We start from the raw sequence: 14,969 nt of genomic DNA, 5'->3' as shown, positions 1-14,969 counted from the left end.
CTCCGATCCCTTTATTTCACTTTACCTTTTAATTTATATACATACGCCAGCACTTCGGCAACAGCCTGAAACAGGTCAGCTGGTATCGCATCCCCGATTTCGGCTCTTTGAAACAGCGCCCGCGCCAGCGGCTTGTTTTCCATCGTTATAACGCCGTTTTGCTTGGCAATTTCCTTAATTCGGAGTGCTACGTAATCTTGCCCTTTCGCAATAATCTGAGGGGCTTCCATCTCCGAACCGTCATATTTCAAAGCCACAGCAAAGTGCGTAGGGTTGGTGATGATGACATCTGCATTAGGAACTTCCTGCATCATACGCTGCATGGCCATACGGCGCTGCCGTTCGCGGATTTTCCCTTTGATCAGCGGGTCACCCTCCATTTTCTTGTACTCATCCTTGATGTCCTGTTTGGACATTCTCAGGTTTTTCTCATGTTCATAGCGTTGGTACATATAATCCAATACCGCTAAAATGAACAGCACCACGCCAATTTTAAGCCCCAGTTCCATCGTTAATGAAGCCGTGAAGCTTAACATTTGATCACCGGACATTTCTGCTAGCTTGGGTAGGTCAGCCTTTGTTTTCCAAAGTACGCTGTACACCAGATAACCAATCACGGTCATCTTTAAAACTGATTTCAGGAATTCGACCAATGACCTCATAGAAAAAATATTTTTGAATCCTTTAATCGGATCAATCTTGCTAAACTTGGGCGTGATGCCCTCTCCGGTTAATAAAAAACCGATCTGCATGTAATTCGCCGCTATCCCGATGACAATAGCCCCAATAAAAATAGGAGCCAGCATAATGATGATTTGCACGCCATACTCACCCATCATCAGCAGCGTTGTGTTTGGTGTTACCTCCATATTGAGGCGATTCATAAATATATCCCGAAACAAGCGAACCGCATGATCCTTAAAATACCCGCCGAACATCATAAGGCAAAAAAACGTAGCCAGCAGGACACCGGAGGCGGGCAACTCCATGCTTTTGGCAACCTGCCCTTTTTGTCTTGCATCCTGTTTCTTTTTGGGTGTAGCTTTTTCCGTTTTTTCCCCTGAGAACAACTGCAGGTTCATAGCATATTTAAATGACAAACTACGTTCCTCCAGACCAGACATTAAGGGCGGGTGCCCATAATATCCAATAAGTTGCGCATGGATTCGAACATCACAGAAAACAATTTTTCGAATATAAAAGCAAAACTTGGCATGAGAAGCAGCAACATGAACAATCCCACAATAATTTTAAGCGGTACACCAATGACAAAAATGTTAAACTGAGGCGCTGTTTTTGCTAAAAAGCCAAGGCCCACATCCGTCAGAAAAGTAGCCACTACAATGGGAGCAGCAATTTGGAAGGCCAGCAAAAATGATTCCGCAAAGGTGCGTACCAGGAATTCAGTTACACTGCCGCCATACAGTTTTACAAAAAAATCATTTGTCAGCGGTACCCAATCATAGCTATATAAGATTGCATTCAGCAGGTGATGGTGCCCATTGATACTTAAAAAGAACAACACAGCTATGGCAAACTTGAAATTCCCTGTTAAAGGCGTTGAAGCCCCTGTCATGGGATCAAACACGCTGGCCATCCCGAAGCCTACCTGTAAATCAATAAATGAACCGGCGGTCTGGATCGCTGTCATGAACAGATATGCAGTAAACCCCAACAGCAACCCAATCAGCACTTCGCGACCTACTAACAGCACATATACAACATCGGTTGGTACCTGTTGATGTGTACCGTAGGTAAGATACACGACCAAAGCCAGAAATCCTGAAATTCCAACCTTATAGATATTAGGTACTCCTCGGGTTGAAAAGATAGGTGCTACTACAAAAAACGAGGCAATCCGACAAAAAATCAGCAGAAAAACAGGAAAACTCTGTAACACCATGTTCATAGCTTTCAGCCTAACCTATATATTTGTACAAATTGTCCAGAATGTTATACGTAAAGTCCACTAAAGTGGTCAATATCCAAGGTCCGAACAAAAGCAACGCCAGCAATACGGCGACAATCTTCGGAACAAAGGCCAGTGTCTGCTCCTGAATTTGGGTTGTCGCCTGAAAAATGCTGATAATCAAACCCACGACTAGCCCCAAAATCAGCATCGGAGCGCTCACCTTGAGTACAATGTACACCGCTTGTCCAGCCAGGGAAATAATAAACTCCGAAGTCATTGCCGTCCTCCTTGATTGCTGTCCTTGCAGGAAATATTCATGTATTAAAACTCAGAAGCAATGATTTGACGACCAAATACCAGCCATCTACAAGCACAAAAAGCAGTATCTTAAAAGGAAGTGAAATCATTACAGGCGGCAGCATCATCATCCCCATAGCCATGAGTGTACTCGACACCACAATGTCTATGACTAAAAATGGTATGAAAATCATAAAACCCATCTGAAATGCCGTTTTCAACTCACTGATTGCATAAGCCGGGACCATCACTGTTAATGGAATTTCCTGATAATTTTTTGGTTTTTCCATCTTGGTGTACTTCATAAAGAGCAGTAGATCCTTCTCACGCGTATGAGAGAACATAAACGTCTTGATCGGTACCGATGCCTTGTCCAGCGCCTGGGACTGTGTTATATCCCCCTTCAGATATGGCTGAAGCGCAGTTTCGTTCATAGCCGAGAACGTCGGGGCCATAATGAATAAAGTGAGAAACAAAGCCAGTCCGACAAGCACCTGATTGGGCGGCATCTGCTGTGTCCCCAGCGAGGTTCGCACAAAGCCGAGCACAATCACAATTCGCGTAAAACTTGTCATAAGCATGAGCAACGCCGGCGCTACACTAATGACCGTTATAAGTAAAATAATAGACAGCGAGGTGGCACCGGGCTGTCCTTTGTCCGAATTGCCGACTTGAATATCAATGTTCGGAATCGGTTCTGCAGAGGCCGCCGTCACCGAAATGAAGCTGAACAAGACAAGCAGCAAACATGCTAGTATAATCTTTTTTCTCATGAATCTCCCGACCGATCTGTAGTATTCTCCTCATTGCGCAGCTTTTCAAGTTTATCCTTGCGATTTGGCATCTGCCGAAGCTTGGCTTCAAACATCTCGTGAAACGACGTTTCTTCTTCAGGCTGCTGCTGTACCGCGTTGTTCCGACGAAGCTTGTCCACGATTTTAGCGAACAGCGGGGCAATTGGGCCGCGCTGCAGAGAAGCTTCCTGCTCCAGTGCGGCCAAAATTTGCTCCACTTCTTCAGGATCGGATACTTTGTCAACAAGCCGGATATCTTCTCCTACACCAATGAGGTACACACTGCTACCAACTTCAACAAGCTGAAGGGATTTATTGGGGCCCAGCCCCACGCCTCCCAGTATGCGAACGGAGCGGTTGCTGAACCAGCTCTGATTTCTTTTACTCAAAAACCGTATCAAGTACACGATCAGTACGATGATCAAGATTAGCACGAAAAGGACCCAGGCGATGTTGCCTATATTGCTGGATGTACTCAATGCGTCAGAGGCACCCTGTTTTGTATCCATACCGGGTGCGCCTTAGATACCCAGTGTTTTGTTAATGGCTTCGATAACCCGATCCGATTGGAAAGGCTTAACGATAAAATCTTTTGCACCAGCTTGAATGGCATCAATAACCATGGCTTGCTGTCCCATCGCAGAACACATAATAACCTTTGCGTTGGCGTCAATTTGTTTGATTTCCTTCAGAGCGGCAATGCCGTCCATTTCGGGCATCGTAATATCCATCGTAATCAGGTCCGGACGAAGCTCCTTGAATTTTTCAATCGCCTGTGATCCGTCCTGGGCCTCTCCTACTACTTCAAATCCATTTTTGGACAGGATGTCCCGAATCATCATTCTCATAAATGCAGCATCGTCCACGATCAAAATACGGTTTGCCATCTGAAATAAATCCTCCCTAAATTATGCTATTATTGTAATTTTTGAATACGGTCCCATTGGCTTACAATATCTGTTACACGCACGCCAAAGTTCTCGTCGATCACGACAACCTCGCCCTTAGCAATCAGTTTGTTGTTAACTAGGATGTCGACCGGCTCCCCGGCAAGTTTGTCCAGTTCAATAATTGAACCTTGTGAGAGCTCCAGAATATCTTTAATTTGCTTTTGGGTCCTTCCTAATTCTACGGTGACTCTAAGGGGAATGTCCATCAATAAATTTAAATTGTTTTCATCGACTTGCGCAAATGCACCAGACTGCAGGTTAGAAAATTGTACAGGCTGCACATTTACATTACGTCCCGGTACTGCACCGTAGTGATGAGGTGTCCCATAAGGAGCTTGCGGCGGTACACCAGCCGACATTCCATAACCCGGTGATCCATAGCCTGAAGCCGCTGGCTGTCCATATCCCGGGTCTTGAGGATATGCTGGCGGCTGCTGTCCGTAGCCTGCATTCTGTGGCGCCTGAGCGGCTACAGGCGGCTGCTGCGGAGCCTTGGCTTGTTGCGGCACTTCCGGAGCTGCTGTTGCAGCTGTCTGCTGTGCTGAGGTTTGCGGCTGCTCTTCGTCCTCTCCGCCATTCATCAGGATGCTTACCATCCTTTTGGCGAAGTTTACAGGTAACAGCTGCATCAATGTAGAGTCAATGAGTTCACCGATCAATAAACGGAAGGATACTGTGACAAGCGTCTCTTCATCTGGCAAGCTGGATACTCCATCTCCGTGCATCGGGTCTAAAATATCAATCCCCGGCGGAGAGATATTCACAAAACGGTTAAACATGGTAGACATTGAGGTTGCCGACGAGCCCATCATCTGGTTCATCGCTTCCTGCACGGCGCTGATATGAATTTCATTTAATTCTTCATCTGCCGGATTTCCTTCACCACCAAGCATTAAGTCCGCAATAACCTGCGCATCGCGCTTTTTGATTACGAGCGAGTTAATACCTTCAAATCCATCGACGTAATTCACATGTACTGCTACGTGCGGCTTTGGAAATGCCGTTTCAAATTCAGAACGGGTAATAATTGAAACCTTTGGTGTCGTAATGTCCACCTTCTGACCCAGCAGTGTGGAAAGAGCCGTCGCTGCGCTGCCGAACGTTATATTACCGATTTCCCCGAGAGCATCCTGCTCCAGAGAAGTCAGAAAATCGTCAACGGTCTTGCCTGCGGGAGTAGAATCCGTCCCCGCTTCAGACTGTTTCAGCAAGGCATCAATTTCCTCCTGGGACAAATAGTCTTTACTCGTCAATTTCTTCAACTCCTTCGTTGACAACTTCATCAATTTGTACGGCAACACGATCTCTCACCATGCCGGGACTTCCCATAAACTTCAATTTCTCGCCTATCCGGATGGACAGTCCTTCCTTGACAGGTTTGTTCAATGAAATGACATCCCCAACCGAAAGGCCTAGAAACTCAGCCACATTTATCCGGGACTCACCTAGCTCGGCAACAATAGGAAGCTCTGCCTTGGTGACCCGTAATCTCAAGGCGTCAATCTCTTCAGGCGCCCTTGATTTCTTTTGGGATGTAAACCACTGGTGCGTGGACAGTCTAGCCATAATGGGCTCTAATACCACGTGCGGGATACAGAGGTTAATCATCCCCGTGGTATCACCAATTTTGGTACTGAGCGAAATCAGAGCAATCGTTTCATTCGGCGAAACAATCTGCATAAACTGCGGATTGGTTTCCATCGCCTCCAGACGCGGTTCAATGTCCAATACCGTTTTCCAAGCCTCTTGCAGGCTGTCAAAGGTACGACTGAAAATCCGCTCCATGATTGTCGTCTCGATTTCCGTCAACGCGCTAACCTTGGGCGGCGCTGAGCCTGTTCCTCCGAGAAGCCTGTCCAGCATGGCATAAGCTACATTCGGGTGAACCTCAAGCACCATTCGGCCTTCCAACGGTTCAGCTTCAAAAATGTTCAGAATGGTCATTTTCGGAATGGAGCGAATGAATTCATCATAAGGAAGCTGCTCCACCTGAACGACATTAATTTGGACAAATGTACGAAGCTGAGCTGAAAAATAAGTGGTCAGATACCGAGCAAAATTTTCGTGTATCCGCGTCAGACTCCGAATATGATCCTTGGAAAAACGAAGCGCCCTTTTGAAATCATAAGCGCGAACTTTCTTTTGGGTATCTTCCTTTTTAAGTTCTTCCGCATCCATTTCACCGGACGAAAGAGCTGCTAAAAGGGCATCAATTTCCCCTTGTGACAGTACATCCACCAATGTTATTCACCCCCTTACGTGTTCCTGACAAGTTCACCTGGAATCATATGGCTGCCAGTAAAAAGTCTGTAATTTTGGCGTTCCCCAGGTGACCTTCAGGGAGCGACTTGTTGATGAGATCCGTCAGCTTGTCACTGAATTGGCTACGGCCTTTAGCCGTTCTGAGCTCATCAGGCTTGGTGTCTGCAAGTAATTGAATAACAATAGGCTTAATACTAATGTCTTTGATTTTTTCAAAAGCTTCTTTTGCTTTGGCATCGTTCAATTGGAAAGAAAGATTCATCTGTACAATGTAATCGGCGTCCGCTAAATTCGTTTTGATACCGGTAATTTCAGAACTCACTTCCACCAGTTCATCTGCTGACAATCTTGGAAGCTGTTCTGTTTGGGTGGCTTGCACATTCGGAGTGACTTCCGACTTCTTCCCGCTAAGCGCTGGTATAAGTACAAAGGCCGCGCCTGCAATCAAAGTAATCGCGAGTAAAATTGTAATGAGCCATGGCAGCATCTTCTTCATTCGTCTTCCTCCATTTGTTGCACTTTTATCGTGGCGGCATGGATGCCGATTTCACGGCTGTAATCCTTGATCAAGGAGACGACATCTGCCGCTTTTTCCAATACAATCAACCGTTTCCCCGTCACCAAAGTGACGTATGTATCCGGTGTTTCCTCCACAGTCTCAATGAGCAGCGCATTAAGCCACATAGGCGAGCCGTTCAGCCGCGTCAACGGGATCATCGTAACACCAACCTCCTGATAGGTGCGGAGGAGACTCTACTCCTCCGCGTTTAAATGAGATTATCGTTTCAAGTTTACAACTTCCTGAAGCACTTCATCCGAGGTCGTAATGATACGCGAGTTCGCTTGGAACCCACGCTGAGCCACGATCATTTCGGTAAACTCACCAGTCAGATCAACGTTGGACATTTCCAGTTGGCCCGCAATGATAGCTCCCAGACCATTAGCATTTGCTGCACCCGGCTCAATTGCATCAATGTTGGAGTTTACTGTAGTACGGTACAAGCTCCCGCCGATTTTCTCCAAGCCTTCCGGGTTAGTAACTCTAGCCACACCAATTTGAGTACCGTTATCAGTCGTACCATCATCCAATTGCTGTACAATCGTACCGTCCTGCGAGACAGAGAACGCAGTAACGTTGTCTGCAAGTGTGATTGGAGTTCCGCCTGTATCTACTACGAAAAATCCATCAGAGGTAACCAGATTTCGGTTCGCGTCTACGTGAAAATCACCCGCACGGGTCAGATAAGGGACCTCTTGTGCGTCATTCATTTTCACCAAGAAAAATCCGTCGCCGTTAATACGCAAATCTGTCGGATTATTGGTGGTCATTGCGCTACCTGGAAGATGCAGTGTGTCAATCGAGCTGACGGATACCCCTAGACCAACCTGCTTGGCATTTAGACCTGCAGTTGTCGTACCGTCCGGTGCGCTTGCCCCCGAACTTGTTTGGCTCAAAATATCCTTGAACATGACCCGGCTGGATTTGAAACCTGTTGTGTTTACGTTGGCAATGTTGTTACCGATAACGTCCAGCTTTGTTTGAAAGCCCTTCATGCCCGATACACCTGAATACATTGATCTCAACATTGAGTGTAAATCCTCCTCTGTTTGGTTGCTTCGTTAACCGCATCAGTCGATCCGCGGCTTTTTCATGGCTTTCCTGTTCGGGCCAGCCACTTCGTATACCATTTTTATGAAATAATTACGGCACTGTCTATTTGCGTAAATACGTTATCCTCCATGGACTGCTTGTCCATTGCTGTAACTACTGTCCGATTAGGCACACTTACAATCAAAGCCATATCCTGCATCAAAATCAATGATTCCTTGGCACCTTTGGCAGCCGCCTTATCGACAGCGGAGTTAATCTTTTCCATCTGATCGCTTCTCAACTCTATTCCTCGCTGCTCCAGCCGCTTGGCCGCATGATTGCTCAGCTTGACAACCTGTTCCTGCAGCACCTGATCGAATGGTTTGGCATTCTTCGGCACTGGATTAGTCCGGTTTTGCGGAATCGCTGCCGGAGGAACATTGGCGGGAAAAAGGCGTCCAACCGTCATTCTGTCATTCATGAGTTCTCACCGCTTCCAGTAGAGGAAGAAGGTGTAGTATCTGACGTTGCTGTTGCAGGAGCTGTTGAGTTAGGCTGGCCTACCGATGTAACATCTTTTAATGCTACCTCGGACGATCCCATTTTGGCATACTGCACACCGTCGCGAATAACGATAGAATCTACGATTCCGCTTTTCGTCGTACCTGCGGCTGTTTCACCCGTCAGGGGATCTTTTTTACCTGCCTCAATCCAGCTAACTTCCTTCCCTATCAATCCGGAGGCTGTGCCCAAAGACTGTCCCAATGCAGTCAACTGCGTAGAAATGTTCATCAGTTGCTCCACCGAAGAAAACTGGGCCATTTGAGCGATAAATTCTTTATCCTCCAAAGGCTGCATCGGATCCTGATTTTGCAGCTGGGTGATCAAAATTTTCAAAAATTGATCCTTACCCATCGTTTTGGTATCCTTGGCACTTGCTGTTTTGACATTATTCACATTGTAATTCGGCCAGACGTTACTGGTGGATACATTGTTGTCTGTAGTCGTCATAGTGTTCTCACCTCCATCATTACGCTTGTGCTGTAAAGGAACCTGTCCGATTCACATCATCTGCGCGTTGTTCTGCTGTCCAGTTGCGCAGCTCTTCTGCCATTTCGGCTACCTTCAAAGCATCCTCGTTCTCTTCTCTACTTTGAGCTTTGGAACGCTGGTTGGATTGCTGTTGTTGATTAGCACCGGAGCCGCGGCCATCCTGATACATATGGGAGGAAAGTGATTCATTATGTGTTACTTCCACCTTATCAACCTGAATGCCCTGGCTTTGCAGGCTGGTACGCAGCTGCGACATTTGCTGCTCCAGCAAATCTTTCGCTCCGCTATGCTCTGTCATGAACTGGGCGACCAGATGACCATTCTGCATCGTCAGCTTAACTTCCAGCTGGCCCAGATGTTCCGGACGAAGCATGATCGTAGCTTCCGTTAAACCGGAATGCTTTACAATATCAAGCTTCTGCACTACAAATTCAGTCATTTCCTTGGCAAATTGTCGTACATGCACGACAGGTTGGGCCGGAGCCGAAGGTGCTGTTCCTTGCGTCTGTACCGAAAGCTGTCCTGCAGTCGTGATCACTGGAGTCTGATTGTCAGTAGCTGCCGGGTCCGCTTGCTCAGTTGCATCTACGAATGTACTAGCTTCATCCGTTGCAGTCGCTTTAACTGCAGATTGAACATGCAGATTAGTGGATGAACGTTGTCCTTCTGAGCCTTGTTGACTCGTTCCACCTTGACTCGCTTGCTGCTCAGGAGCAACAACCTGTTTGTCTGTAGAAGCTACAGTCAATGTCTGAGTACCATTAGCACGATTTGCAGAAGGCTGAGCAGCTTGTGAATCTCCAGCATCAGCGAGTTCCACAGCTTTCATCACACCATTCCACTGCTCATCGGAAATAGTTCCCGTACCAGCTGTCACGCTTTGAAGCGATTGTAGCAGCTGTGTCACCTGGGATTTTTGTTCTCCTGAAGCCTGCTCTGCTACATTAGCAAGTTGTGACAAAGCGTCCTGCAATGCAAATCGAAGAGTAGCCGGATTAGCTGCCAAAGCTGTTAAGCCTGTTGCCTCTGTCGTTTCTCCACCATCTGTCTGTTGGTTAGCTCCGCCGCCTTGCAAAAACTGTTGAACTTGCTGAATCCATGATTGCAGAGCTGCAAGCAGAGCAGGATCAGAAGCTACCTGATCATCCAGCTGCTCAAGATTTTGCAGCAAAGGAGCCAATGTTTCGACAAGCGGCTCGGATGGAGCTTCCACAGATTCTCCAGCTGCAATAAGTGGAAGTACCATAACTAATGGAGAACCGTTAGCATCTGCCCCGGCTGAGCCCGTTTGCCCGCCTGTCATCATTTGCGTAAGTGTTTGATTAAACGCACCGTTTGCTGCTCCAGCTGCTGCTGTATTCGTTGTTGATGCTGACGTCGTGCTACCCGCTGTCTGACTGGAACCAAGAGATACACTTTGAGAAATAAGGGTCATTTATTTTTCACCTCCTTTCATGTACATTACTTGCTGCCCATCAGCTTGTTCAAAATTTTTGCGGTCTGTCCTGCATCCTTGGCAGACATATTTTGCAGTAAAGAAGCACGTGTTGAATCATCTACTGTATTTAATATGTTTAACGCCTTGTCCGGACTGATTTTATAAGTTTGTAAAATAAGTTCAGCACCGCTTTTCTTGTCCATGGAAGCAAATGTGCTGCTGATTTGAGTGTTTTGCAAGCTTTTACTCGTCGTTCCCGCTGTACTGCTTTGATCCTTTTTCAGACGGGACTGCAACGCAGCTACTGACAAATCCGTGGATGGTGTAATATTTTTCAGAGCCATGGTAATATCGGCAGCCTTTTTGGCATCCATCTTTTGCAGGATTTTCGCACTGTTTGCAGGATCCATGTAACTTAACAGTTGTACAGTTTCTTCCGTAGTCAGGTTTTCCATAATCGGTGCCGCCTTGCTTGCTGTCATTCCTTCATACATGGAAGCGAGATCCTTCGCCTGCTTTACATATGGATCTTCATTCGCTGTTCCGCTAGCAGTAGCACCTGCGGCTTGCGTACCTGTCTGTCCCTGCTGACCGACCTGTGTCTGTTGCGTTTGCAGCGAATTGACTTGATTCTGCAGTTCTGTAACCTTTTTATCCTGGGCCGTTTTGGCAGCGGAAGCCTTTTTAAGCTCCTCCGTCTGTTTGGCCAAATCTGTCTTTAACTGCTGTATGGTTGCTTCAGAACTTTCAGACTGGGCCTTCTGATCTGCCTCTTTCGTCTGAGCAGCCTTATCTTTTGATTCAGGAAGCCAATTTTTCACAATTGGAATTTTGTTCCCCAATGAAATCATTTCGCTTCTGAAATCCATATTGAACAGTGTAAGCAGGACCCCGACCAGAACGATTGTGAAAACAATCGGAATCAGGAAAAACATAAACCGTTCAAATCCCCCGCCTGATTCTTTTTCTAAATCCATATCCAGTTCATTATCTGCTAACTTCTGTGCCATCGTCTTCCTCCTCAGGCAGCTGATATGCTTATCCTGTGACTTTCCGCTTACCGGGCTTTCATGGCAAATCGCACGGAAGCCATTTCATCCAGCTCGTTCTGCTCGCGCAGGAGCATTTCCTGTTGGAATTTCACGTTGGCCTTCTCTCTCGCTTTCAGCCAAACCTGTTCATCCAGCATTTTATCGGTCAAAACGGTTTGTTTGCTTTGCACATTTTGCTGCGCATATTGAACGTCTTTATGCTTGCGTGTAATACATTGGTCCAGATGATTAACATAAGCTTGTAATTCCTGAATAGTAGAGAGTGGCGCGCAATCCTCGGCAGCCTTTTGAATGGCTGATATGACCCGATTCCTTTCGCCTACAAGCTGTAACAATGTCTGCTCTTCAGCCTGCAATTGTCCAACAGCACTGGAAAGCAACCATTCGGCCTGTGACTTTTCGTTCGTTTTCAAGTCTACAACTTTCTGAAAGGAATACTGAAATCTCATCGTTCAACCTTCATCTCCTCGTAAATTCAGAAATCAAACGTTCCCGTACCTCATCCAGCTCAGTCTTTTCATCTGTTCTTTGTCTTGTAAAATCCCATATATCCCGTATGCGCTCTATGGATTCGTCAATTTCTGCATTTGAACCCTGCTGATAGGCCCCAATGTTAATCAGGTCCTCCGAATTTTTGTAAATGGCCATCAAACGCTTAATGTTCTCGGCAGCTTCGATCTGATCACGCGGTGAAATGTCCTTCATGACCCGACTTATGCTCGCTAACACATCAATTGCAGGAAAATGCCCTTTGTGAGCAATCCCCCGGTTCAATACAATATGTCCATCCAAAATTCCGCGCACCGCATCCGCGATGGGCTCGTTCATGTCGTCACCATCGACCAGCACTGTATAAAAGGCAGTTATGGAGCCGGTAGGCCCCGTTCCTGCACGCTCCAACAGCTTCGGTAAGCTGGCAAACACGGAAGGGGTGTAACCTCTCATTGCTGGCGGCTCCCCTATGGCCAGTCCTACTTCACGCTGAGCCATAGCATACCGGGTAACGGAGTCCATCATCAGCATGACGTTCAACCCGCGATCCCGAAAATACTCTGCGATCGTCGTCGCAATGAGTGCACCCTTAATGCGAATCAATGCAGGCTGGTCGGAAGTAGCCACAATAACCACAGAACGTTCGAGCCCCTCCGGGCCCAAGTCCCGTTCGATAAAGTCCAGTACCTCGCGTCCACGTTCTCCGATCAGCGCAATTACGTTGACATCGGCCTCCGTATTACGTGCAATCATTCCCATCAGGGTACTCTTGCCTACACCAGATCCGGCAAAAATACCAACCCGTTGTCCTTTTCCAATGGTTAGCAATCCATCGATAGCCCGCACTCCGATACTGATCGGTTCCTGCACACGCGGACGATTCAGCGGATTGGAAGGAATATTGAAGGTCGAATATCTCGCCATTCTCGAGGGAATCAACGAACCATCCAGCGGCTGACCCAGACCGTCCAGCACTTTGCCTAACAACTCTGATCCTACCTGCACATTGAGTGGTTTCCCGGTTCCTACGACATCACAACCGGGACCTATGGATTGTAATTCTCCCAGCGGCATCAGAAGTACCTTGTTGTCTCTGAAGCCCACAACCTCCGCCTGCAGCGGTTTGGCCGTTTTGCCCGGATAAATGTAACAAACGTCCCCAATGCTGGCATCCGGACCTTCCGATTCCACCATCAATCCGATAACCTGTGTTACCTTGCCGTTTACCCGAACCGGGTCCAGCTGTCGCAAATGATCCATGTAGCGCTGTGCATTAAGCCCCTTCATGTCTTCGCTCCTCATTCTCATGTGCCAGACGCAGCAGTTCTTTTTTGATCTCCGCTAATTGCGTATCAACTCGTGCATCCACGCTTCCAAAGGAAGAACGGATCACACAACCGCGATCTTTCACGGTACCATCAGGAATAATTTGCAGTTCTGCCTGTGAATCAACAGTTAATGACAGTTCTTCGCGCGCGCCTTGCACAAATGCGAAATGCTGAGGCGACACACACAACGTGATAGTTCCTTTTTCCCGCTTGCGAGCCAAATTTTTGCGAATGAGCTCGATCGTATATTCCGGCTCAAGACTAAGCTGCTTTTCAATGACTTTCTCAGCAATAGCGCTACTCAATTCGACCAAAAACGGCTCAGCTTCCTGAATCAGCTGCTCTTTAATCTCATAAGCCTGACGCAGAATTTCCTGTGCTTCTTCCATCATTTGCTCCGATTTTGTCTGGAGCTCTGCCTCAGCCAGCTTCTGACCTTCTTCATAGCCTTGCTGGAAGCCATCGGCTTTTAACGACTGGGTTAATTGATCGTCATTCTCACGTCGTTCCTGCCACCAGTCTTCAATCTGCTGCTGTGCTTCCTGAAGCATCCGTTCCGCTTCTTCAGCCGCCTCACGAACCTGCCGTTCGGCAAAATCCTTGGCATCATTCAGCATTTCATCCCGGAGCCGCTCAGCCTCATAATCTCTTTGGGGCTCCGGCTCCATATATTCAGTTGTGACTTCCTCGTCCGTCGTTTCTGGCGCATATGCATGTGCCACATCAATCGTTTTCAAAGCCTCTACAGGCACATATTGGAAAGATTTGATCAAGTTAGACAATGATGTCATCTCCTCCGCCGCGTGCGATTATAATCTCACCGGCCTCTTCCAATCTGCGGATCGTGGATACGATACGTGTTTGTGCTTCTTCCACATCACGCAGCCGCACCGGTCCCATGTACTCCATTTCCTCTTTGAAGGTCTCTGCCATACGTTTCGACATATTTCGGAAAATCACATCGCGTACTTCTTCACTGGATACTTTAAGCGCCAACTGCAAATCCGAGTTGTCGATATCGCGGATAATGCGTTGAATGGAACGATTGTCGATATTGACAATATCCTCGAATACGAACATTCTCTTCTTGATTTCCTCAGCCAGTTCAGGGTCCTGAATTTCAAGCGAGTCGAGAATGGTACGCTCGGTTCCGCGGTCTACGCCATTCAGAATTTGAACAATGGACTCGATACCGCCTGCATTCGTGTAATCCTGTGTTACGGTTGCTGACAGCTTTTGTTCCAGCACACGTTCCACTTGTGAAATAACTTCCGGAGATGTGCTATCCATGACAGCAACACGCCGGGCCACATCTGCCTGCTTCTCCTGTGGCAGGGACGACAGAATAACCGCCGCCTGCTCGAATTGCAAGTACGAAAGCACGAGAGCAATCGTCTGTGGATTCTCATTTTGTATAAAATTCAAAATCTGGTTTGGATCAGCCTTGCGGGCAAAATCGAATGGTCTCACCTGTAGCGTTGCCGTCAGGCGGTTAATGACTTCGACCGCTTTTTGTGATCCGAGCGCTTTTTCCAATATTTCTTTCGCGTAATTGATACCGCCTTGGGAAATGTACTCCTGAGCCAGACAAATTTGATGAAACTCGGCCATAATGGAGTCTTTTTCAATGGCATCGACCTTCCGTACATTGGCAATTTCCAATGTAAGTTGCTCGATCTCATCATCACGCAAATGTTTGAATATTTGAGCAGATACTTCTGGCCCCATTGTGATCAGAAGAATAGCCGCTTTCTGTCTTCCCGTTAAACCTTGACTGCTTGCCTTTGCCAATGAACTCAC

At 47.1% G+C, this 14,969-nt stretch carries 19 protein-coding genes; all 19 read right to left on the bottom strand.

Features of this window, described 5'->3' with window-relative positions; all coding sequences use genetic code 11:
- Positions 1–11: 11 nt before the first annotated feature.
- Complete coding sequence (gene flhB / locus WG8_RS10015; RefSeq protein WP_007430040.1) at positions 12–1,124, bottom strand: flagellar biosynthesis protein FlhB; 1,113 nt, start codon at positions 1,122–1,124, stop codon at positions 12–14.
- Positions 1,124–1,909, bottom strand: coding sequence for a flagellar biosynthetic protein FliR (gene fliR, locus WG8_RS10010; RefSeq protein WP_043890949.1), 786 nt, complete (start codon positions 1,907–1,909; stop codon positions 1,124–1,126). The genes flhB and fliR overlap by 1 nt, the downstream gene beginning before the upstream one ends.
- A 10-nt stretch (positions 1,910–1,919) precedes the next feature.
- Complete coding sequence (gene fliQ, locus WG8_RS10005; RefSeq protein ID WP_007430038.1) at positions 1,920–2,189, bottom strand: flagellar biosynthesis protein FliQ; 270 nt, start codon at positions 2,187–2,189, stop codon at positions 1,920–1,922.
- A 37-nt stretch (positions 2,190–2,226) separates the two neighbouring features.
- Complete coding sequence (gene fliP / locus WG8_RS10000) at positions 2,227–2,982, bottom strand: flagellar type III secretion system pore protein FliP (RefSeq protein WP_007430037.1); 756 nt, start codon at positions 2,980–2,982, stop codon at positions 2,227–2,229.
- Complete coding sequence (locus WG8_RS09995; RefSeq protein ID WP_007430036.1) at positions 2,979–3,512, bottom strand: flagellar biosynthetic protein FliO; 534 nt, start codon at positions 3,510–3,512, stop codon at positions 2,979–2,981. The genes fliP and WG8_RS09995 overlap by 4 nt, the downstream gene beginning before the upstream one ends.
- A gap of 12 nt (positions 3,513–3,524) precedes the next feature.
- Positions 3,525–3,890: a response regulator gene (locus WG8_RS09990; RefSeq protein WP_007430035.1), complete on the bottom strand. Its 366-nt coding sequence runs from the start codon at positions 3,888–3,890 to the stop codon at positions 3,525–3,527.
- Between the two features lie 29 nt (positions 3,891–3,919).
- A complete protein-coding gene (gene fliY, locus WG8_RS09985) occupies positions 3,920–5,206 on the bottom strand; it encodes a flagellar motor switch phosphatase FliY (RefSeq protein ID WP_007430034.1) in 1,287 nt (428 codons plus the stop codon).
- Positions 5,196–6,194: a flagellar motor switch protein FliM gene (fliM, locus tag WG8_RS09980; protein ID WP_007430033.1), complete on the bottom strand. Its 999-nt coding sequence runs from the start codon at positions 6,192–6,194 to the stop codon at positions 5,196–5,198. The genes fliY and fliM overlap by 11 nt, the downstream gene beginning before the upstream one ends.
- Before the next feature lie 43 nt (positions 6,195–6,237).
- The gene (locus WG8_RS09975) at positions 6,238–6,711 is read right to left on the bottom strand and encodes a flagellar basal body-associated FliL family protein (RefSeq protein WP_007430032.1); all 474 of its coding nucleotides are present in this window, start codon (positions 6,709–6,711) and stop codon (positions 6,238–6,240) included.
- Positions 6,708–6,932 carry a flagellar FlbD family protein gene (locus WG8_RS09970; RefSeq protein WP_007430031.1) on the bottom strand — a complete coding sequence of 75 codons (225 nt, stop codon included), beginning with the start codon at positions 6,930–6,932 and terminating at the stop codon, positions 6,708–6,710. Before WG8_RS09970 ends, WG8_RS09975 begins: the two co-directional genes overlap by 4 nt.
- 60 nt (positions 6,933–6,992) lie before the next feature.
- Positions 6,993–7,802 carry a flagellar basal body rod protein FlgG gene (gene flgG, locus WG8_RS09965; protein WP_007430030.1) on the bottom strand — a complete coding sequence of 270 codons (810 nt, stop codon included), beginning with the start codon at positions 7,800–7,802 and terminating at the stop codon, positions 6,993–6,995.
- A gap of 104 nt (positions 7,803–7,906) precedes the next feature.
- Entirely contained in the window at positions 7,907–8,287 is a 381-nt protein-coding gene (locus WG8_RS09960; protein ID WP_007430029.1) for a TIGR02530 family flagellar biosynthesis protein, read from the bottom strand.
- The gene (locus WG8_RS09955) at positions 8,284–8,817 is read right to left on the bottom strand and encodes a flagellar hook capping FlgD N-terminal domain-containing protein (protein WP_007430028.1); all 534 of its coding nucleotides are present in this window, start codon (positions 8,815–8,817) and stop codon (positions 8,284–8,286) included. Before WG8_RS09955 ends, WG8_RS09960 begins: the two co-directional genes overlap by 4 nt.
- Before the next feature lie 19 nt (positions 8,818–8,836).
- Complete coding sequence (locus WG8_RS09950) at positions 8,837–10,294, bottom strand: flagellar hook-length control protein FliK (protein ID WP_007430027.1); 1,458 nt, start codon at positions 10,292–10,294, stop codon at positions 8,837–8,839.
- Between the two features lie 26 nt (positions 10,295–10,320).
- Positions 10,321–11,307 (bottom strand): MotE family protein, encoded by a 987-nt coding sequence (locus tag WG8_RS09945; RefSeq protein ID WP_007430026.1) that lies wholly within the window; start codon positions 11,305–11,307, stop codon positions 10,321–10,323.
- A gap of 47 nt (positions 11,308–11,354) precedes the next feature.
- Positions 11,355–11,798, bottom strand: coding sequence for a flagellar export protein FliJ (gene fliJ / locus WG8_RS09940; RefSeq protein ID WP_007430025.1), 444 nt, complete (start codon positions 11,796–11,798; stop codon positions 11,355–11,357).
- 10 nt (positions 11,799–11,808) lie between these two features.
- Complete coding sequence (fliI, locus tag WG8_RS09935) at positions 11,809–13,128, bottom strand: flagellar protein export ATPase FliI (protein WP_007430024.1); 1,320 nt, start codon at positions 13,126–13,128, stop codon at positions 11,809–11,811.
- The gene (locus tag WG8_RS09930) at positions 13,115–13,951 is read right to left on the bottom strand and encodes a FliH/SctL family protein (protein ID WP_007430023.1); all 837 of its coding nucleotides are present in this window, start codon (positions 13,949–13,951) and stop codon (positions 13,115–13,117) included. The genes fliI and WG8_RS09930 overlap by 14 nt, the downstream gene beginning before the upstream one ends.
- Entirely contained in the window at positions 13,944–14,960 is a 1,017-nt protein-coding gene (gene fliG, locus WG8_RS09925; RefSeq protein ID WP_007430022.1) for a flagellar motor switch protein FliG, read from the bottom strand. The genes WG8_RS09930 and fliG overlap by 8 nt, the downstream gene beginning before the upstream one ends.
- Between the last annotated feature and the right edge of the window lie 9 nt (positions 14,961–14,969).

Origin of the sequence: Paenibacillus sp. Aloe-11 (assembly GCF_000245715.1) — a bacterium.
Classification (GTDB): Bacteria; Bacillota; Bacilli; order Paenibacillales; family Paenibacillaceae; genus Paenibacillus; species Paenibacillus kribbensis.
This window is presented reverse-complemented; position numbering and strand designations above follow the sequence as displayed.